Annotated in this window: 18 protein-coding genes and 1 pseudogene; 7 read left to right on the top strand and 12 right to left on the bottom strand. The window is 73.2% G+C overall.

What is annotated here, in order from left to right:
- Positions 1-446 precede the first annotated feature (446 nt).
- Positions 447-821, top strand: a complete 375-nt coding sequence (locus ACFRMQ_RS22465) for a transglycosylase SLT domain-containing protein (protein WP_380732321.1) — start codon at positions 447-449, stop codon at positions 819-821.
- A gap of 290 nt (positions 822-1,111) precedes the next feature.
- On the opposite strand, the gene ACFRMQ_RS22470 is transcribed toward ACFRMQ_RS22465, so the two are convergent.
- The 3 genes from ACFRMQ_RS22470 to ACFRMQ_RS22480 all read right to left on the bottom strand — a co-directional run bounded on the left by ACFRMQ_RS22470 (position 1,112) and on the right by ACFRMQ_RS22480 (position 3,229).
- Positions 1,112-1,972 carry an aminoglycoside phosphotransferase family protein gene (locus tag ACFRMQ_RS22470; protein WP_380732340.1) on the bottom strand — a complete coding sequence of 287 codons (861 nt, stop codon included), beginning with the start codon at positions 1,970-1,972 and terminating at the stop codon, positions 1,112-1,114.
- A 203-nt stretch (positions 1,973-2,175) separates the two neighbouring features.
- On the bottom strand, positions 2,176-2,871 hold the full coding sequence (locus tag ACFRMQ_RS22475; protein WP_380732322.1) for a class F sortase: 696 nt from the start codon (positions 2,869-2,871) through the stop codon (positions 2,176-2,178).
- Positions 2,864-3,229, bottom strand: coding sequence for a hypothetical protein (locus ACFRMQ_RS22480; protein ID WP_380732323.1), 366 nt, complete (start codon positions 3,227-3,229; stop codon positions 2,864-2,866). Before ACFRMQ_RS22480 ends, ACFRMQ_RS22475 begins: the two co-directional genes overlap by 8 nt.
- 556 nt (positions 3,230-3,785) lie before the next feature.
- Here ACFRMQ_RS22480 and ACFRMQ_RS22485 point away from each other — a divergent pair.
- Positions 3,786-4,040, top strand: a complete 255-nt coding sequence (locus tag ACFRMQ_RS22485) for an ATP-binding protein (RefSeq protein ID WP_380732324.1) — start codon at positions 3,786-3,788, stop codon at positions 4,038-4,040.
- Here the strand turns inward: ACFRMQ_RS22485 and ACFRMQ_RS22490 are convergent.
- From ACFRMQ_RS22490 to ACFRMQ_RS22500, 3 genes are all read right to left on the bottom strand, one after another.
- Positions 4,016-4,891, bottom strand: coding sequence for a GNAT family N-acetyltransferase (locus ACFRMQ_RS22490; protein WP_380732325.1), 876 nt, complete (start codon positions 4,889-4,891; stop codon positions 4,016-4,018). The genes ACFRMQ_RS22485 and ACFRMQ_RS22490 overlap by 25 nt on opposite strands.
- A 90-nt stretch (positions 4,892-4,981) precedes the next feature.
- Entirely contained in the window at positions 4,982-6,175 is a 1,194-nt protein-coding gene (locus tag ACFRMQ_RS22495; RefSeq protein WP_380732326.1) for a protein-L-isoaspartate O-methyltransferase, read from the bottom strand.
- Between the two features lie 342 nt (positions 6,176-6,517).
- Positions 6,518-7,210: an alpha/beta fold hydrolase gene (locus tag ACFRMQ_RS22500; RefSeq protein ID WP_380732327.1), complete on the bottom strand. Its 693-nt coding sequence runs from the start codon at positions 7,208-7,210 to the stop codon at positions 6,518-6,520.
- 228 nt (positions 7,211-7,438) lie between these two features.
- Between ACFRMQ_RS22500 and ACFRMQ_RS22505 the strand changes: the two genes are divergently transcribed.
- On the top strand, positions 7,439-9,826 hold the full coding sequence (locus ACFRMQ_RS22505) for a hypothetical protein (protein WP_380732328.1): 2,388 nt from the start codon (positions 7,439-7,441) through the stop codon (positions 9,824-9,826).
- A 49-nt stretch (positions 9,827-9,875) separates the two neighbouring features.
- Here the strand turns inward: ACFRMQ_RS22505 and ACFRMQ_RS22510 are convergent, their stop codons facing one another.
- A complete protein-coding gene (locus ACFRMQ_RS22510; protein ID WP_380732330.1) occupies positions 9,876-10,175 on the bottom strand; it encodes a cytoplasmic protein in 300 nt (99 codons plus the stop codon).
- Between the two features lie 728 nt (positions 10,176-10,903).
- On the opposite strand from ACFRMQ_RS22510, the gene ACFRMQ_RS22515 reads away from it, so the two are divergent.
- Positions 10,904-12,235, top strand: coding sequence for an NADH-quinone oxidoreductase subunit D (locus tag ACFRMQ_RS22515; RefSeq protein WP_380732331.1), 1,332 nt, complete (start codon positions 10,904-10,906; stop codon positions 12,233-12,235).
- Between the two features lie 34 nt (positions 12,236-12,269).
- Here ACFRMQ_RS22515 and ACFRMQ_RS22520 read toward each other — a convergent pair whose 3' ends face one another.
- Both ACFRMQ_RS22520 and ACFRMQ_RS22525 read right to left on the bottom strand, forming a co-directional pair.
- Positions 12,270-12,635 (bottom strand): DUF488 domain-containing protein, encoded by a 366-nt coding sequence (locus ACFRMQ_RS22520; RefSeq protein ID WP_380732332.1) that lies wholly within the window; start codon positions 12,633-12,635, stop codon positions 12,270-12,272.
- Between the two features lie 197 nt (positions 12,636-12,832).
- Positions 12,833-13,909, bottom strand: coding sequence for a Gfo/Idh/MocA family protein (locus ACFRMQ_RS22525; RefSeq protein ID WP_380732333.1), 1,077 nt, complete (start codon positions 13,907-13,909; stop codon positions 12,833-12,835).
- Between the two features lie 102 nt (positions 13,910-14,011).
- On the opposite strand from ACFRMQ_RS22525, the gene ACFRMQ_RS22530 reads away from it, so the two are divergent.
- Positions 14,012-14,602, top strand: coding sequence for a TetR/AcrR family transcriptional regulator (locus ACFRMQ_RS22530; RefSeq protein WP_380732334.1), 591 nt, complete (start codon positions 14,012-14,014; stop codon positions 14,600-14,602).
- A gap of 17 nt (positions 14,603-14,619) precedes the next feature.
- Complete coding sequence (locus ACFRMQ_RS22535) at positions 14,620-15,126, top strand: GNAT family N-acetyltransferase (RefSeq protein ID WP_380732336.1); 507 nt, start codon at positions 14,620-14,622, stop codon at positions 15,124-15,126.
- A 66-nt stretch (positions 15,127-15,192) separates the two neighbouring features.
- On the opposite strand, the gene ACFRMQ_RS22540 is transcribed toward ACFRMQ_RS22535, so the two are convergent.
- Together ACFRMQ_RS22540 and ACFRMQ_RS22545 are read right to left on the bottom strand one after the other, a co-directional pair.
- Positions 15,193-15,606, bottom strand: a complete 414-nt coding sequence (locus tag ACFRMQ_RS22540) for a hypothetical protein (protein ID WP_380732337.1) — start codon at positions 15,604-15,606, stop codon at positions 15,193-15,195.
- A gap of 53 nt (positions 15,607-15,659) precedes the next feature.
- On the bottom strand, positions 15,660-16,937 hold the full coding sequence (locus ACFRMQ_RS22545; protein ID WP_380732338.1) for an amidohydrolase family protein: 1,278 nt from the start codon (positions 16,935-16,937) through the stop codon (positions 15,660-15,662).
- A 263-nt stretch (positions 16,938-17,200) separates the two neighbouring features.
- Here ACFRMQ_RS22545 and ACFRMQ_RS22550 point away from each other — a divergent pair, with 263 nt between their 5' ends.
- Positions 17,201-17,734 carry a DUF2716 domain-containing protein gene (locus tag ACFRMQ_RS22550; protein WP_380732339.1) on the top strand — a complete coding sequence of 178 codons (534 nt, stop codon included), beginning with the start codon at positions 17,201-17,203 and terminating at the stop codon, positions 17,732-17,734.
- A gap of 64 nt (positions 17,735-17,798) precedes the next feature.
- On the opposite strand, the pseudogene ACFRMQ_RS22555 reads toward ACFRMQ_RS22550, so the two are convergent.
- Positions 17,799-18,106, bottom strand: a pseudogene (locus ACFRMQ_RS22555) (hypothetical protein); the annotation flags it as partial.

Here is an 18,106-nt window from a genome sequence, read left to right on the forward strand (position 1 = left end):
GGACCGGTCGACGGTGACCCGGTGTGACGGCGACCGGCCGGTCAGCGATGCCGCCGTGCCCGGGGCGGTGAGGGCGCTCACACCCGGATGCGATGGACGACGACGGCTAGCACTGTCCGTTTTGCCTGCCTTTTGCCAAGACTTGGGAGACGTTCACGCAGGTCAGCGGGGTTCGAGGCACCCGACGCGACCTCTCCTTCGAATCGGAGCCGGTCCGTCGGCTACGACGGCGGATCGTAGCGAGAGGGTCTTGGCCGCCACCGATCCGGTCTGGCACCTTGGCATTCGTCGCCAGCCACACCGGCCCCTGTCCCGCCGGTGGACGGCTTCCTGCCGAGGCACACCCCGCGACCGTCTGGCCCCTGTCCGGCCACGGTCGAAACGGGGTGTGACACCGGCCCAACCCGATTGAGGTCTTGCTCTACATGCCCGCTTTCAAGCTCCGTATGCGCACCTCTGCCGCGATCCTCGCCGGCGCCGCCGGTCTGACCGCCCTGGGTGCCGCCGTGGTCCCCTCCGTCGCCTCCGCCGCGGACGCCTCCCCGCAGGCCCTCGCCGCCCGGATCGTCCCGGCGGACCAGCTGGCCTCGTTCAGCCAGATCATCTCCCACGAGTCGGGCTGGAACGTCACCGCGACCAACCCGAGCTCGGGCTCCTACGGCCTGGGCCAGGCGCTGCCCGCCTCCAAGATGGCCTCGGCCGGCGCGGACTGGAAGACCAACCCCTCCACCCAGATCAAGTGGGCGCTGGACTACATGAACACCCGCTACGGCAACCCGAACGCCGCCTGGAACTTCTGGCAGAACCACCACTGGTACTAAAAACCAGGCCCGGCACGGCACGCCGCGCGCACCCCGCCGGCGGCCGGCCCAGCCCTCGACGGAGCCGCCGGAACGGGGGCTCCCCCGAGTCCCGGCGGATATGCCGCACACCGCCTCGCCCCGGCCGTGGAACCCGCGTCGAACGCGGGCTCCACGGCACTGTTCGATCACGTCCGTTCGAACACGGTCGATCATTCACGGGTCACGCGGGTGCGGCCGGTGGCCGGGTCGTCGACCGCCTCGCCTTCGACGGCGTCAAGGAGGCATCCCCACCAGAGGCTCGAAGCCGCTCAGCCGATCAGGGCCTCGGTGATCTGACGGGTGGTCTGCGCGGCGACCCGGGCGTCGACGGCGGCGTAGGAGGTGTAGGCGTTCAGGCCGGTGGCCAGGGCCCAGCCGCGCCCCCTGGTCCAGGTGGCGTCGTCGACGCCGAGCGCGTCGCGGAAGGCGGCCCGGCCGCCGGCGGACATCAGGGTGAAGGCGATCGTGAGGTCGCGGGCCGGGTCGCCGACACCGAGCCCGCCGAAGTCGATGACCGCGCTGAGGCGGCCGCCGGTGGTCAGCAGGTTGCCGGTGTGGAAGTCGCCGTGGAACCAGACCGGCGGGCGGTCCCATCCGGGGGCGCGCAGCGCCGCGTCCCACAGCTCCGTCATCGCCGCGGCGTCGAAGACGTCCGCGACCTCGGCGATGGCGGCCCGCGTCGCACTGTCCCGGTCGGTCAACGGCTCGCCGGTGAGCTCGCCGGTCAGTTCGCCGCCGGCGTTCTCCGTCCCGAGGCCCTGGAGCGCGGTGAGGAACTCCGCCAGGCGGACGGCGGCCCGGGGCGAGTCGGCCAGGGCCCCGGCCGTCGCCACCGCGCCCTCCAGCCAGCGGGACACCGCCCACGGCCAGGGACAGTCGAAGCCGGGCTCACCCACCGCGACCGGCACCGGGACGGCCAGCGGCAGGTGCGGGGCGAGCCGGGGAAGCCACGCGTACTCCTTGGCGGCCTGACCGATGGCGTCCTGATGGCGGGGCAGCCGGACGGTCAGCTCCTCGCCCAGCCGGTGGATCACGTGGTCCGAACCGGCCTGGTCGAGCGGCCGCAGGGGCAGCCCGGCCCACTGCGGGAACTGCGCGTCGCCCAGGCGCCTGGCCAGTGCGGCGTCGATCGCGGGTCAGTGGTCCACGGCTCTCCCCCTCGCCACGGGCAACTCCCGGGGTGGGCCCGTCTCGTACGGCGGGCAGTGGGACCATCCCAGCGGCTCGGGCACCCGCCTGTCGAAGGGGTTTCCCCACCGCCCGTGCGCCGTCGGCCGTGCGCTGCCGCCCGTGCGCCGTCGGCCGAACCGTGCGGCGGGTGCCGCGAGCGCCGTCAATGCGCACCCGTGAGATGGGCGAAGAGGACCACGTTGTCGGAGTACTCGTGGTGGGCGCGGTCGTAGGTGCCGCCGCAGGTGACGATGCGCAACTCGGCCGCCGCGGTGGGGGCGTAGACGAGATCGGCCGGGAAGGTGCTGCGGGGGAAGGCCTTGACCCGGTCCACCGTGAAGGTCGCGGTGGAGCCGTCGATGCGGGTGATGTCGACGGTCGCGCCGGCGGGGACGGCGGACAGCTTCCAGAACACCGCCGGTCCGGTCGGGGTGTCGACGTGGCCGGCCAGCACGGCGGCCCCGACGGCGCCCGGTGTCGGGGTGTCGCGCAGCCAGGCCGCCGTCTCCGGCATGGTGTAGGGCGGGAGTTCCGGACTGCCCTTGGGGTCGGTGCCCAGCGCCAGCAGGGCGGCGTCGAGCTTGATCGAGGCGATGCCCACGCGCAACGGCGTGGAGGGCGACAGCGGGGCGTGGACATCGGCGGGACGCCCCCCGGGGGTGGACGTGGACGTGGGGGTCTGGGTGGGGGTGGCGACGTCGGAGGACGGCGCGCGGGGGGCCGGCCGCGCCGGGGCGGACGGTCCTGGCCCGGGAACGAGGAAGGCGTTCCGGGCGGCTCCGGCCAGGGCGATGAACAGCAGCGCGCCTGACAGGGCTTCGCAGACCCGTCGGACCCGGCGCGGCCGGCGATCAGGCACTGACCGCACGCCGACCGATCCGGCGACGGACCCGTCGCAGTGCGGCGACCGTGGCGACGCCGCCGGTCAGCGCGAGCACACCGTAGGCGGCCACGGCGGCCACGGCAGGCCCGACGTCGTCCCGGTCCGCGCCCCAACCGCCGCCCGCGGGAAGGGCGGTGGCGGGCGCGATGGTGACGGTGCCGACGGCGACGGTGACGCCGCCGCAGGTGGCGGTGATGGGGTAGCTCCCCGGAGCCACGGTCGGCAGGATGACGGCCTCGCCGGCGGGGCTGGAGGGCGACAGCAGGACCGCCGCCGCGAACGCGGGCGAGACGGCGGTCTCCGGCCCGCTCGCGCAGGGCGCCGACGTGCGCACCCGCAGGGCGCTTCCCGGGCGTGCGGTCGTCGGGTCCGTCGTGAGCGCGGACAGCGGATCCGCGAACAGCGGGGGGTCGGCGGGCCGGGGGGTCCCCGTGAGGCCGGGCTGCAGGACCCCCGGGTCGGCGGGCCGGGGCACCGCCGGGACGCCGGGCTGCAGGACCCCCGGGTCGAGGGGCCGGGGCGCCGTCGGGGCCGATGACCCGGCACTCGGTGCGCCGGCGGGTTCCTTGCCGCAGTGAGTGGGGTGCTTGGCACACGCGGGGCCCATTCCGTCAGCGGGCATCGCCAGGGCCGGACTGCCGACACCCAGGAGTGTCACGGCAGTCGTAGCACCGGCCAGCCCCATACCGAGCTTGGCGATCACGTGGGTTCCTTTCGTAGGAAGGCCGAGAACGCCTGACAAGGCGTCACGCCGCACTCCCGGCCAGCGGGTCGAAAGTATGGTTATGAAAACCATCTTCGTTTCAAACGGGGCGTATCCGCCGGGCGACTGACGACCACACTCACCTGGCGGGGCCACTCAACCCGGGCGGCCCTACGAATCGAACGCGGTGGCGGCGGTCCGGTCCGCCGCACACGAACGGGTCTTCGACCGCTTCCACCGCACCGACGGCTCCCGTGACCGCACCACCGGCGGCTCCGGCCTCGGCCTCGCCATCGCCATCCCCCGAGCCCTCGTCACCACCCACGGGGGCCGCCTCACCCTCGACACCGCCCCCGGCGAGGGCCGCACCTCCCGCGCCCCGCCGCACCAGTGGCCCTGCCGTCTCAGCCGGCTGTCTCAACCGGTCGGTGCGCCGGTGTAGGTACGGGTGCGGGTGTACGCGGTGAACCCCATGGACTCGTAGAGCCGTTTGGGGACGGGGTACGCGCCATCGCCACGGGAGTGGACGACGGCCGCGTGGCCCCCGGCGTCGGCGAAGGCGTGCAGTACCGCGGTGCACACGGCCCGGGCGAGGCCGAGGCGGCGGTGGTCCGGGTGGGTGCCGACGGGTTCGAACGAGCCGATTCCGTTGGCGGAGTCGTACCAGCCCTGGCAGTAGGCGACGACGTCCCCGGCGGGCGAGGTCACGACGAGGTCGTGTTCGGGCCGGTAGGGCCAGGTGTCCCGCATGCGGACGTGCCGTTCGAAGGTGATCCGGGTCGATCCGAAGGCGGCGCGGTGCGCCGCCGCCCGGCCCGCCACGTCGGCGGGGCCGCGCTGGGGGTGGATCGAGTAGCCGTCCGGCAGGTGCGGGACGGCCGGCAGGCCGGCGAGGGGGCGGCCGAGGCCCGTCATGAACGGGCCGTCGGCGGCCCGGGTGTATCCGCGCTGTTCCAACGCCTCGATCAGATGTGGTTCGGTCTCGGCGACATCGACGCTCAGCGGCCCCGAGGCCTTGCGCCCGACCCAGGCGAGGACCTCGTGAGCCAGGTCCGGGTGCTCCGGGTCGACCTGGAACATCAGGGTGTCGGGCGGTTCCAGCCAGCCCCAGGCCAGCGTCCGTCCGCCCTCCGTCCAGACGGCCGTCGGGCACTGGTCGGTGCGATCGAGGGCCAGGCACCAGTTCCAGGTGAGGTCACCGATGTGGTGGTAGCCGGTCGCCGGAAAGGTCCGGGTGGCCAGGCTCTGCATGGCGCGCAGTGCCGCCGGTCCGGCGTGCTCGTGTCGCTGCATGGCGCCATGCTGTCGAACCGGTTCCCGGTCGGGCAACGGAGTATCGGCGCCCGGCCATGCCCAACGGCACCCCAGTGACCGCCGGGACGGTCACCGCGTGGCGGGGTGCAGGCCTCCGATCGGCCACCGGGGGCCGGTGTCCGGGTCGCCCTGCCACGCCCACTGGGCGTCGGGGGTGACGGTGACGCCGTAGTCGTACAGGTCCGGGCGTCCGAGGTCCTCCCACCGGGCCCAGGCGGCCAGCACCTCGTCGCCGATGCGGCGCGGGCCGCCCTGCCACAGCACCGGACGGCCGCCCGCGTCCGGGCGCAGCTCGGCCCACGAGCGGTCCCCGTCGTGGACCAGGACGACCGGTCCGCCCTCGCACTGCCCCTGCCCCTGCCCCTGCCCGGTGGACAACACGGCGTCAGGAACGGCGACGCGCAACGCGAACCGCAGGTGCCAGTCCTTCTCCAGGACGGCCGGGTCACGGTCCAGGGCCCGGCGGGCCTCCGGCTCGGCGTCGCCGCGCACGGCGGCGTAGGCCGGGCCCGCGGTGTTCGCGTGGCCGGGGTCCGTCCGGTCGCCCATGAACTGTGCCAGGCCCTGGACCCAGCCCCGGGCGCCGGCGCCGTCGTCCGCGACGGTGAGGGCGACGTGTCCGAGCCGCCCCCAGGGGTAGACGATCCGCCCGCCCGGCACGACCGCCTCCACCCACGACCAGGGCACGCTCTCGACGGCGTAGGTCGCGTGCAACCGGTCGACCCGGCCGCCGCCGGGCACGCCGTCGTCGGTGCCACTGCCCACCCGCACCTCGACGTCGAGGCCGGCGGCGGCGAGCCTGGAGCGGGCGAACCCGGCCAGCCGCTCGTCGACCTCGGTGGAGACCACCAGGCCGGGCCCGGCCCGCCAAGCGGCCAACGCCGCCGTCCAGCCCTGCCCGGTGCCGACGTCCCACACCCGTTGCCCGGGTTCGAGCCGGAGGCTGTCCAGCATGTCCGCGACCACGGACGGCGCGGACAGCGACGAGGACGGGCGGCCGTCGGTGACCTGGGTGACGGCCGCGGAGTACGGCGCGGAGTAGAGCTCCGCGAACCACCCGTCCGGATCGATCGGCAGATCCACCGGCACGTAGGCCCAGCCGTCCCACCGCCACAGCCGGCCCGGAGCGAACCGCTCGCGCGGCAGCGCGGCGAAGGCCGCACGCAGCCACGGCGAATCCTCCGGCCACTCCCCGAGCCGTTCCATCTCCGCGTCCAGGCGCTCACGGCACCCGGCCGCCCGCGCGTCCTCGCCGACCGTCACTTCTTCCGCTTCCCGGTGCCCGGCGGTGGCGGCGGGACCTGGCTGTCCGAGTTGTTCGGCGGCGGCGTCCCCTCCTGCGGGGGCGGCGGCGGCTTCTCGTGCTGACCCATGTGGCCCTCCTGGATGCGGCGGATACGACCGGCCGGCCCATCCTGGCGCAGCACCACTCCGGGCGATACGGCGCTCGGGAGCAGCCGGGGGCGTGCGCCGCCCTCAATGCCGCCGGGGCCACCCGCGCCGCCGGTGCCCGGGCGGCCCACGCGGGCCGGCTCGGCCTCGTGTCGGCGCACGCCCGCCTCCGCCCAGGGCGGTACGGCCGAAGGTGGTCGGCTCCGGTGCCGGTCAGGCGGTGTTCCTGGTGACGAAGTCGGCGATGGCGTCCTCCATCTGCTTCAGGCCCGGCTCTTCGAGGGGGTAGTGGCCGGCGTTCTCCAGCATGACGGTGTCGACGGGGACCTTGGTGATGCGGGACAGGACGGGCACGCTCAGGTGGTGGGGGGTCCAGCGGTCCTCGGCGGGCTGGGTGAGCAGGATGGGGCAGGCGTCGAACTCGGGCGGCTCCACGGCGGGGGCGTAGGTGGCGTAGCTGTCGAGGAAGCGGACGCTGACCCGGTTGGCGGCGGACGTGGGGTCCTTCATGAGGACCTTCATGGCGTCCGGGTTGTTGGCGAGGGCGGACATCTTGGAGGCCAGGCTCATCGGGTACTTGGCGGAGGCGGCGGGGGTCTTGGCGATCACGCCCATGAGGGGGACGCCGGCGCGGGCGGTGAGCTTGTCGTGGGAGGTCTCGTCGCGGACCTGCTGGTCGCGCTGGTCGAGGAAGGTCATGCCGACGATGCCCCGCAGGGTGCCGCGGGCGGCCTTGGCGGCGACGTGGTAGGTGAGCATGCCGCCGGCGCTGAGCCCGTAGAGGACGATCGGGCGGTCGTCGCGGGCCTGTTCGTGGGCGAGGACACGGCCGTCCCGGAGTAGCGGCCGAAGGGCGTCCGCCCCGCCGTCCACAGAGCGGGGACCGCGCGAGTTGCGATCACCCATTCGGCGTAACAGGCTGAACGTGGAAGCAGGACGGGTGTCGAACCCCCGCCGTGCTGGTCCCACGCACTTCGCGCCCAGGACGCGACCACGAGCAGCTCGCCCCGGGTGGGCGCCGCCTTGGGCACCGGGCACGGCTCGGGCGGCCACCACGCCGCGGCGACGCCCCTGTACCGGTTGTACCGGTTGCATCGGGGCCGGTGCCGCGCTGGACGCGGATGAGGTCTTCCCATGCCCACACCCTTCACCCCGGACGGCCTTCGTCGAGGCCTCCGCACCCACTCCCTCCGGGCGGGCGCGCCGGCCGCGGCCCTCCCCGGGATCGTCACCGAATGCCCCCTGTCCACCCCGGGCAGTTCCTCCTACCCCTGGGACCTCGCGGTCGGGCCCGACGGCAACCTCTGGTTCACCGAGTACGACAGGGGGCTGATCGGGCAGATCACCCCGGGCGGGGCCGTCACCGAGTACCCCCTGCCCACCCCGGACGGCGGGCCGACGGGGATCACGGCCGGCCCGGACAACAACCTGTGGTTCACCGAGTACGACAGCGGCATGATCGGGCGGATCACCCCGGACGGGACCGTCACCGAATACCGCGTCCCCACAGCGAACAGCTTCCCGTGGGGCATCACCGCCGGACCGGACGGCAACCTGTGGTTCGCCGAGTACAACAACGGTGTGATCGGGCGGATCACCCCGGACGGAACCGTCACCGAACACCCGCTGGCCGACGCGGGCAGCGGGCCGACGGGGATCACGGCCGGCCCGGACGGCAACGTGTGGTTCGTCGAGTCCACCGGCGACCGGATCGGACGGATCACCCCGGACGGGACCACCACCGAATTCCCCGTGCCCACCGCGAACAGCTCCCCGTGGGACATCACGGCCGGCCCGGACGGCAACCTGTGGTTCGCCGAGGGCGCCGGCAACCGGATCGGACGGATCACCCCGGACGGGACCGTCACCGAATTCCCCGTGCCCACGGCGGGCAGCCAGCCCTCCGGGATCGTGGCGGGGCCGGACGGCGACCTGTGGTTCACCGAGTACCTCGGCGGCAAGGTCGGGCGGATGGCCCCGGACGGGACCGTCACCGAGTTCCCCCTGCCCCCTGTGGACAGCGGGCCGACCGGGATCGTCGTGGGACCGGACGGGAACCTCTGGTTCACCGAGTACGACAACGGTGTGATCGGTCAGGTCACCCCGGACGGGTCCATCGCCGAGTACCCCGTGCCCGTCGTGAACAGCCATCCGCTCGGGATCACGGGCGGGCCGGACGGCAACGTGTGGTTCACCGAGTCCACCGGCAGCCGGATCGGGCAGATCACCCCGGCGGGAGCCGTCACCGAGTTCCCCCTGCCCACCGCGGTCAGCCTCCCCTTCGGCATCGCGGCCGGACCCGACGGCAACCTGTGGTGCACCGAGTACTTCGGCGGCGCGCTCGCGCGGATCACCCCGGCCGGGTCCATCACCGAGTTCCCCGTCCCCCACTCGGACGCCTTCCCGTTCGGCATCACCGCCGGGCCCGACGGCAACGTGTGGTTCAGCGAGTACTGGGGCGGCACGATCGGGCGGATCACCCCGGCCGGGACCATCACCGAGTTCCCGGTGCCCACCACCGGCGGTCGCCCGCTGGGGATCGTGGCGGGGCCGGACGGGAACCTGTGGTTCACCGAGTACTGGGGCGGCAAGGTCGGGCGGATCACCCCGGCGGGGTCCGTCACCGAGTTCCCCCTGCCGGACCCCGACAGCGGGCCGGCCGGCATCGTGGCCGGACCGGACGGGAACCTGTGGTTCACCGAGTCCAGGGGCAGCCGGATCGGACAGATCACCCCGACCGGAGCCGTCACCGAGTACCCCCTGCCCAACCCGGGCAGCTCCCCGTACGCCATCGCCTCCGGGGCCGACGGCAACCTGTGGTTCACCGATTCCACGGGCGGCCGGATCGGGCGGATCACCCCGACCGGAGCCGTCACCGAGTACCCCCTGCCCACCGCGGACGGCCACCCGTACGGCATCGCGGCCGGACCGGACGGGAACCTGTGGTTCACCGAGTACTCCGGCGACCGGATCGGACAGATCACCTCGGGCGCCGGCCCCACGACCGATCCGCTGGAACAGCAGCTCTTCGACCTGGTCAACCAAGCACGGACGCACCCGGAGCTGTACCCCCTCCTCGAACCCGATCCGCTGGGAGAGGCGAAGCTGACCGCCTGCCCCAACCCCTTCCGGTTCTCCCAGCAGCTCAGGGACATCGCCTACCAGCACAGCGCCTACCTGGCCACCGTTCCCAGCGCCCAGGTCCAGCAGGACTCCAACATGCACCGGGGCCCCGACGGGAAGCTGGTGTGGGAGAGCGGCGAACCCATGGACCTCGCGGGCTACCACACCTTCCGTGCGGAGAACGTCTACTTCCAGTGGGGACAGCCCGAACCCGCCCCCAGCCCCGCCCAGGCGGTGGAGTACTGGATGCAGCGGGACTCGGCCTGGCACTGGGCGCACCGCAACCTCATCCTCGACTGCGCGGCTGTGGACGCCGGCCCGGGGTACTTCCACCAGGCCCGGCCGCCGGGCAGCACCGAGATCCAGCACTACTGGACGCTGGACGTGGGGACGCGCTGATCCTCGTTTCCTCGTTTCCTCGTTCCGAGCCGATCCCTGCTCCGACGGCCTACTTGATCTCCACGAACAACACGTGCGTCGGGGTGTCCCCCACGTTCTCCCCGACGTGGGTGAGCCCGGCCATCCATCCCGCCTCGAACGGGGCACGGTCCACCTCGACGGTGTTCCCGTCGGTCGTCATGCGCCTGCGGAAGGCGCTCAACGTGATCAGCACACTGTCGGGATGACGGTGCCGACGGGTACGCGCGCCCGGGACATCGCGGAGTTCCACGACCCGTACCTTGTCGTTCTCGAAGACGACCTGGTAGAACTCCGGGTCGGTCACGGTTGGGTGCAGGCTGTCATCCACAGCGGTTCCTCGATTCCGCAGAAAGACGGCCCGGCGACCAGACCTCCCTCACCTGGCCCGAGCACCGGCCGCTGGACCCGCACCCGCCACAACGACACTCACGGAGCTTCCGTCCCACCCAGGAGGTCATCCCCTGTTGCACGGCCTTCACGGGCAGGACCTGCGGGCGACCAGGTCCGCGTCGTCAGGGTGCGGTAACTCCATCTTGGCGGCCTCCGCCGTCATCCGCACCCGGTGAATCAGCTCTCGGCGACACGGCGGTTACTCCCCGCATCCTCCGGCGGCGGCACCGGCGGCCGAGCAGCTGCGCGTGGTCGGCCGGAAGGCTTCCGGCCTCGTAGCGGCGGAGAACTGTCGTCACAGAGGGACTCCCTGGGCGTGGATCCGGTCGGTCCACTCTCTCGTAACGGGTGAGGCCGGCGCCAGGGTGATCAAGCCGCGGTGGAAGCCGCCCATGAGGGTGCGCAGCCGGGGCGGGAGCGGGCACAGCCGACCGCACCAGTGGTCGATGCCGGCGAGCTTGATCCCCTCAGCGGTCGGTACGGCCGCGTCTGCCGCACTGCCGGCCAGGGCGGGTGGTCATGGCGGATGTGCGCGATCCTGGACTGGAGCGGTCCGTGCCGTCGAGGTACGCCCGCGTGGCCGGTGCGAGGGCCGGTCGGCCGGGGCGGGCCGCGGCACGGGCCCACGGGCGCGACCGGCGACCCCGGGCGGAGGTCTTACGGCTGATGAGCGGCATCGAGCACGAGTCGGCGGAAGAACGGGACACGACCGAGGGCCGCGTCTACACCGTCACGGGCGGCGGCTGGGGCGAGGTGGTCGAGGCGGTCGGCCGGGCCGACGACGAACGCATCATCGTCAACATGGGCCCTCAGCACCCGTCCACCCACGGGGTGCTGCGGCTGATCCTGGAGATCGACGGCGAGACGGTGAGACAGGCTCGCTGCGGCATCGGCTACCTCCACACCGGCATCGAGAAGAACATGGAGTTCCGCAACTGGGTCCAGGGCACCACCTTCGTGACCCGGATGGACTACCTGATGCCGCTGTTCAACGAGACGGCCTACTGCCTGGCGGTGGAGAGGTTGCTCGACATCACCGGCGATGTCCCGGAGCGGGCGAGTGTCATCCGGGTGCTGATGATGGAGCTCAACCGGATCTCCTCGCACCTGGTGGCGCTGGCCTCCGGCGGGATGGAGATCGGCTCCACCACGCTGATGGTCTACGGCTTCCGGGACCGCGAGGTCGTCCTCGACATCTTCGAGCTGGTGACGGGCCTGCGCATGAACCACGGCTACGTCCGGCCGGGCGGCCTGGTGCAGGACCTGCCCCCGGGCGCGCCGGACCAGATCCGCGCGGGCGTGAAGCTGCTGCGCTCGCGGTTGCCCGAGTACGACAAGCTGGCGACCCACAACCCGGCCTTCAGGGCCCGGCTGGTCGACGTCGGCTTCCTGGACCTGGCCGGCTGTCTGGCCCTCGGTGCCACCGGTCCGATCCTGCGGGCCACCGGCCTGCCGCACGACCTGCGCAAGAGCGACCCGTACTGCGGTTACGAGGACTACGACTTCGAGGTCGCGATCGCCGACAGCGCCGACTCCTACGGCCGCTTCCTGATCCGGCTGGAGGAGATGCGCCAGTCGTTGCGGATCGTCGAGCAGTGCCTGGACCGGCTGACTCCCGGCCCGGTCATGGTGGCGGACAAGAAGATCGCCTGGCCCGCCCAACTGGCCCTGGGACCAGATGGGTTGGGCAACTCCATCGACCACATCCGCAAGATCATGGGCGAGTCCATGGAGGCGCTGATCCACCACTTCAAGCTGGTGACGGAGGGCTTCCGCGTCCCGGCGGGGCAGGCCTACGCGGCGGTCGAGTCCGCCAGGGGCGAGCTGGGCGCCCACGTCGTCTCCGACGGCGGCACACGACCGTACCGGGTCCACTTCCGCGATCCGTCGTTCACCAACCTGCAGACGATCGCCGCGATGTGCGAGGGCGGGCAGGTCGCGGACGTGATCGTCGCGGTGGCGAGCATCGACCCGGTGATGGGAGGCGTGGACCGGTGAGAGCCCTCGCGCCGCGGCCCGGGACCGGCGTCGGTCAGCGGCTCCCCTGGGCCAGCCATTCGGCGAGAACGGCGGCCTGGCTGTGGTCCGCGTCCTTGGTGGCCGTCAGCAGGGTGAGCTTGTCGTGGGCGGCGAGGTCGCGCAGGTGTCCGGCCGCCTCTCGGTGTCGCGCGTCCCGCAGTTCGGCCCGGTAGCGGCGGCGGAACTCGGCGAAGCGCTCCGGGTCGTGGCCGTACCAGTGGCGCAGTTCGGTCGAGGGGGCGACGTCGCGCAGCCACTCGTCCAGGCCGGCGTCCTCCTTCCTCATCCCGCGCGGCCAGACCCGGTCGACGAGCACCCGCTGCCCGTCCTGGGGCGAGGCTTCCTCGTAGATCCGCCGGTAGGCGATCCGTGCGGTCATGGCGGCCTCCTTCCAGGTCGGTCACGTGCCAGGCCGGTCAAGTGCCAGATCAGTCGGGGCGCCAGGTCGATCGGGTGCGCCGGGCGTCCCTGACCCGGGCAGGTGCGGACCGGGGCAGCGGCGCGGCGGTCCCGCAAGGAGCGTCTGCCCGGATCGGGGGGTTCCTCACCCCGGCCGGCACCGACGGCCCGGAACCGTCAGCGGACCTTCTCCGCGACGCCGCTCCGCGCTGCGCGTTCGATGGCGGCGAGCACCCGGTGGTGGGCCGCGGCGGCGTGGAAGTCCGGGTGGGGCCGACGGCCTTCGGCGATCGCCCGGGCGATCTCCTGGTAGACGGCCGCGACGTTGGCGACCGGTCCGGCGGCGGGGTCGAAGGGGGCGGTCCGGTAGTCCTCGGGCACCGCCACCCGCTCGCCGTCGACCCGGATGTCCCAGTCGGTCCAGTGCAGGTACCGGCCCGGCCTGGTGGGGGTGGCCGTCAGGGCGCCTTCGGAGCCGACGAGCTTGACGAGGAACCCGTCGGGGCTTCCGCTGCCGCCGTGCACGGCGACGGACGCGGTGGCGCCGTTCTCCAGGAGGCCGTGGAGCAGCACCTGGGCGGGTACGCCGTTGGGCACCGTCCGTCCGGTGCCCGTGACCTCGACCCGGTCGTACGGGCGGGGCAGCCGGGCGGAGACCTCGACCAGCCTGCCCGCCATCCGGTCCAGGGTGGCCAGGAAGTGGCCGGCCATGATGGTCAGGAGTGACGTGCCCGCGGCCGGGTCGGTGGACCAGGCCAGCTCGGGCGCGATCCGGGGGCCGCCCAACGGGTCGCCGGCGGCGACCAGGACCGCCGATTCGAGCCGGCCGATCGCACCGCCGGCGACCAGGTCGGCGACGTACCGGGCGTCCGGGGAGTGGTGCCCCTGGAGGTTCACCGCGTGGACGACCCCGGCCTCGGCGGCCGCCCGGGCGAGCTCCTCCGCCTCCGCGGCGTCCACGCCGAGCGGCCACTCGGAGAGCACGTGCTTGCCCGCCGCCAGCGCGGCCCTGATCACCCGCGCGTGCCCGGGCGTCTTGACCGACACCACGACGAGGTCCACGTCGGGGTGGGCGGCGAGGGCTCCGGCGTCGGCGAAGGCGAGGGGTACGCCGTGCGCGGCGGCCGCCCTGTCGGCGCTGGCCTGTTTGGTCGTCGCGACGGCGGTCACCTCGAACCCGTCGAGTCCGGCGAGTGCGGGCAGGTGTGACTCCCCGGCCCAGCCGCCGGCTCCGACGATCCCGACCCTGATCATGCGTCCTCCCCAGTTTTGTACCGATCGATCCAAAACTAGACCGGAGGGAGCCGGGACACAAGGGGTAACGTACCGATAGGTAAGAAACTCAGGAGGTACGGAATGCCAGGCGGTCGCCCACGCGCCTTCGACCCGGACACCGCGCTCGACCGGGCGCTGGAGGTCTTCTGGCGGCAGGGCTACGAGGGGACGTCCCTGTCGGACCTGACCACGGCGACGGGCATCAACCGGCCCAGCCTCTACGCGGCCTTCGGCAACAAGGAACAGCTGTTCCGCCACGCCCTCGACCGTTACGTCGCCGGCCCCGGAGCCTTCGCCGCCGAGGCCCTGGAGGCACCCACCGCCCGGGCCGTCGTCGAACGGCTGCTCCTCGGGGCCGTCGAGCTGACCACCGGACCGCACACGCCCCGCGGCTGCCTGAGCGTCAACAGCGTCCACGCCTGCGCCCCGGACTCCGAACCGGTCCGCCAGGAGGTGATCGCCCGACGGATGGCCGGCGAGGCCGCGCTGCGCCGGCGCTTCGAGCAGGCCGCCGACCTGCCGGCGGACCGCGATCCACGGGTCCTGGCCCAGCTGGTCCACACCGTCACCGATGGCATCGCCGTGCAGGCGGCGAGCGGCCACACCCGCGAACAGCTGTGCCAGATGGCCGACTTGGCGCTGCGGACGCTGTTCCCGCCGTCGAGCTCGTGACCAGGCGGCATGGCCCCATGGATGCAGCGGACCTTGGCGGCCTCGTCGTACGTCGCGTCAGCCAGTCGAACGCGGAGGCAGACGCGGAGGCGCTGATCGCCTTCGATTCGGTCGCGGCCGGAGGCGACGAGGAGCGGGCGGCGAGCATCCGCCGGTGGTGCCGTCAGGGCCTGGTGATCGTGGCGGAAAGAATCGTGGCGGAAGGAATCGTGGCGGAGGGGCCGTCCGGACCGCTCGGCTACTGCGTGACCGAGTACACGTTCTTCGAGCAGGGCTTCGTCACGCTGCTGATGGTCTCACCGTCCGCCCGTCGCACGGGAGTCGGCGGCCTGCTGCTGGACGCCGCGGCGGCCTCGTGCGAGACCCCCAAGCTGTTCACCTCCACCAACGTCTCCAACCTGCCGATGCAGCGGCTGCTGCAACGGGCCGGGTGGGAGCCGGCCGGGTTTCTCCACGGCCTCGACGAGGGCGACCCCGAACTGTTCTTCCGTTGCCGGACGCGAACCGGCACGACGCGTCCGTGACCCCTGGCGCGCGACGAGTGACGCGCGACGCGTGAAGCCGCAGGGCATCCGCCGCCACCCCGGCGCTCAGTCGAAGCGGATCGAGCGGTACGGGGCCTGGCCGAACTCGATCCCTGACTTCGCGTCCAGGACCGCGTCGGCCACCCCGGTGCACTCGCCGTCGGTGAACAGGTACGCGTTCCGGTCCGTGCCGTTCCACCACCGCGTCCACCGCGAGCTGAGCGTCGCGGGGGCGGGCGGCACCGCGTGGCAGCCGGCGGGGTCGTCCAGGACGAAGTAGGGCGGCGCGTACTGGCAGCCCCAGGGTCCGCAGTCCTGGGCGCTGACCGTGAACGAGCCGGCGGCCCCGGCCGGCGAGGCCGGTACCGCTCCGGTGGGTACCGGGGCTGAGGCCCGGGCCGGGACGGGCAGTGCGCCCAGAAGAGGGCAGGCCAGCGCCATCGAGGCGGCACAGACCAAGGAGAGGACGCTTCCGCGCACGGGGATCTTCCTTTCGTCCGGCGGCACGGTGCCCGGCCCGGCCCGCCGGTCCGTCAGCCGAGGGTGTTCTTGTGGATGCGGCCGTCCTTGATGATGACGGCGAGGTTCCGCTCCGGGTCGCCGAGGACGGTGAGGTCCTCGGTGGGATCGCCCTCGACGAGGAGGACGTCCGCCCAGGCGTCGACCGTGATCTCGCCGAGCCGGGCCGCCTTGTAGGGGTCCCGCTCGCCGGAGAGCCGGAAGAGCGCGGCGTTGCCGGAGGTGGCGATGCTCAGCGCCTCGGCGGGCCGGAACCCGAAGCGGGTGGACAGCCGGGTGAGCATCTCGTTCTGGAGGCCTGCCTTCTCGGGTTCGAGCAGCAGGTCGGTGCCGAAGGCGATCCTCGTGCCCGCTTCCCGGGCCCAGGCGAAGGTGTCCACGACGCCGGCGCACACCTGCGCGTTCTTCGCGGCGTGCTCCGGATCGGCCTGCTCGTGGTCGCTCTCGATGAAGGGCTGGGTGCTCAGCCACACGCCCTCGTCCGCCATCAGCTCAAGGGTGTCGGGGCCGGCGGCGAGATGGCCGTGCTCGATCGACCTGATCCCGGCGGCGACCGCGCGGCGGATGCCCTCGTCGTTGTAGACGTGCGCGGACACGTAGGTGCCCCAGTCCGTGGCGGCCTCGACGGCGGCGCTGAGCTCGTCAGGCGTGTACTGCAGCACGTCCAGCGGGTCGTAGGCGGACGTCACCCCGCCGCCCGCCATGACCTTGATCTGGGAGGCACCCCGCTTCAGCTGCTCGCGCACCGCCGCGAGCACCTGGTCGCGGCCGTCCGCGACCCGCAGGAAGCCGATCTGCTCGGCGCGGGCGTGCGCACCGCAGGAGAAGGTGCTCGCGCTCTCGTGGACGTCGGAGAAGTCGCCGTGTCCGGAGGTCTGGGAGATCGCCGCCTGGCTGGGGTAGACGCGCGGGCCGGGGAACGTCCCGGCGTCCAGGACCTGCCGCAGCGAGGCCACGTCGCCGGCCATGTCCCGGACGGTGGTGAAGCCGCGCATCAGCATCCGCTCGGCCTGGGCGAGCGCGTTGTAGTAGCCGGTGCCCGTGGGGCCGGTGGTCAGGCCCGCGAGGGAGGTCCCGACCGCGAAGAGGTGGACGTGGGCGTCGGTCAGGCCGGGCATGAGCACCCGTTCGCCGCCGTCGATGACGACGGTCCCCGTCGGCGGACGCACCGTGCCGATCGCCTTGATCCTCCGGTCCTGGATGAGCACCGCCGTCGGCGGGGTCAGCACGGAGCCGAGGGAGTCGAAGACGCGCACGTTCTCGATCAGGATCGGCGCGGGCGGCGGCTGCACGGTCTTCCTCTCGGTGGGGCGAGGCGGTGCGGGGCGGGGCGGAGCCGGATGGTGCGGAGCCGGATGGTGCGGGCCGGCGGCACGACGGGGTCCAGGGCCTGCGGATGGGAGGCGAGGCGAGCTGACGAACGCTCGGCACGGCCGAGGAGCACAGCGTGTCCCCGCCGACTGCGGCAGTCGACGACACTGCTCCGAACGCGGCGTGTCGTGTTCCCCGGCCGAAACGGTTCGCCACCCGGTCGCCGGAACGGTAGGTTCGCGCGATGACCAGCGAAGCCCTGCGGCGGCTCTACGACCCTGAGTACAGCGAGATCTGGGACCGCTTCCACGCCGGGTTCGGCTTCCGGCCCAGCACCCGAGCGTTCCCCGGCATCACGGAGCCCTCGCCGTCGGTCACCTGGAGCCTCGACGCGCTGGACGACGACCCCGGCGACCGGAAGCTCGACCGCCTGGTCGACGTGGTGCAGGACGGGCTGACGGAGTGCGGCCGCCCCGGGGAGTCGCTCTGGATCCTGGACTGGCAGCACAGCTGCTACCGGCTGCGCCCCGACCTCCCGGCCACCGACATGTTCCTCCCCGGGGTCCTCGAAGGGCGTTCGCGGGAGGGCTGGCCGTTCAGCCCCTACCCGGACGGCGACTACGCCGTCTTCCTCGCCGACGACCTGCGCTTCGGCACCTTCGGACACCCCTGGGAATCCACCCTCTGCGTCTTCGGCGCGGAGCTGCTGGCGGCGGTCGCCGAGGACGTCGAGCGGGTGCTCGGACGCGCGCTCCGCCGCGACGGTCTGCCCGTGTGAGGAGGCGGACCGGACGGCCCGCCGAACGTCCGGTGGGACGGGTGAGCCGCCGGTGCCGCGCCGCTCACTCGGAGCGGGCGGCCGACCCCTCCCGGACGACGAAGCCGGGGGCAAGTGACCGCTTGCCCGACGCGGCGGCGGCACGCTGACACAGGTCGACGAGGGAGCCGAGGTACTGGCCGCCGTACGTCCGGGCGGTGGCGCAGAGCTCCGCCGCGTCGGCGCCCTGCCCGCCGGACGGCCCGCCGGCGTCGGGGGCGGGCTTCGGCCGGGGGTGGACTGCCGGGGCGTCGTGCCGCCGCCCGGCCCGGGGACCGTCTCCGCCGCTCCGGTCGGCGGCCGGTGCCTCCGGTTCGTCGGCGGCCTCGGCGG

It is taken from the genome of Kitasatospora sp. NPDC056783 (assembly GCF_042789895.1).
In the GTDB taxonomy this organism is placed as follows: Bacteria; Actinomycetota; Actinomycetes; order Streptomycetales; family Streptomycetaceae; genus Kitasatospora.

Bases quoted from the DNA above. Each gene is read 5' to 3' on its own strand.
- ACFRMQ_RS22465 (WP_380732321.1), top strand. From the start codon at position 447: ATGCGCACCTCTGCCGCGATCCTCGCCGGCGCCGCCGGTCTGACCGCC.
- ACFRMQ_RS22490 (WP_380732325.1), bottom strand. From the start codon at position 4,891: ATGCAGCGACACGAGCACGCCGGACCGGCGGCACTGCGCGCCATGCAG.
- ACFRMQ_RS22500 (WP_380732327.1), bottom strand. From the start codon at position 7,210: ATGGGTGATCGCAACTCGCGCGGTCCCCGCTCTGTGGACGGCGGGGCG.
- ACFRMQ_RS22505 (WP_380732328.1), top strand. From the start codon at position 7,439: ATGCCCACACCCTTCACCCCGGACGGCCTTCGTCGAGGCCTCCGCACC.
- ACFRMQ_RS22515 (WP_380732331.1), top strand. From the start codon at position 10,904: ATGAGCGGCATCGAGCACGAGTCGGCGGAAGAACGGGACACGACCGAG.
- ACFRMQ_RS22520 (WP_380732332.1), bottom strand. From the start codon at position 12,635: ATGACCGCACGGATCGCCTACCGGCGGATCTACGAGGAAGCCTCGCCC.
- ACFRMQ_RS22525 (WP_380732333.1), bottom strand. From the start codon at position 13,909: ATGATCAGGGTCGGGATCGTCGGAGCCGGCGGCTGGGCCGGGGAGTCA.
- ACFRMQ_RS22530 (WP_380732334.1), top strand. From the start codon at position 14,012: ATGCCAGGCGGTCGCCCACGCGCCTTCGACCCGGACACCGCGCTCGAC.
- ACFRMQ_RS22535 (WP_380732336.1), top strand. From the start codon at position 14,620: ATGGATGCAGCGGACCTTGGCGGCCTCGTCGTACGTCGCGTCAGCCAG.
- ACFRMQ_RS22550 (WP_380732339.1), top strand. From the start codon at position 17,201: ATGACCAGCGAAGCCCTGCGGCGGCTCTACGACCCTGAGTACAGCGAG.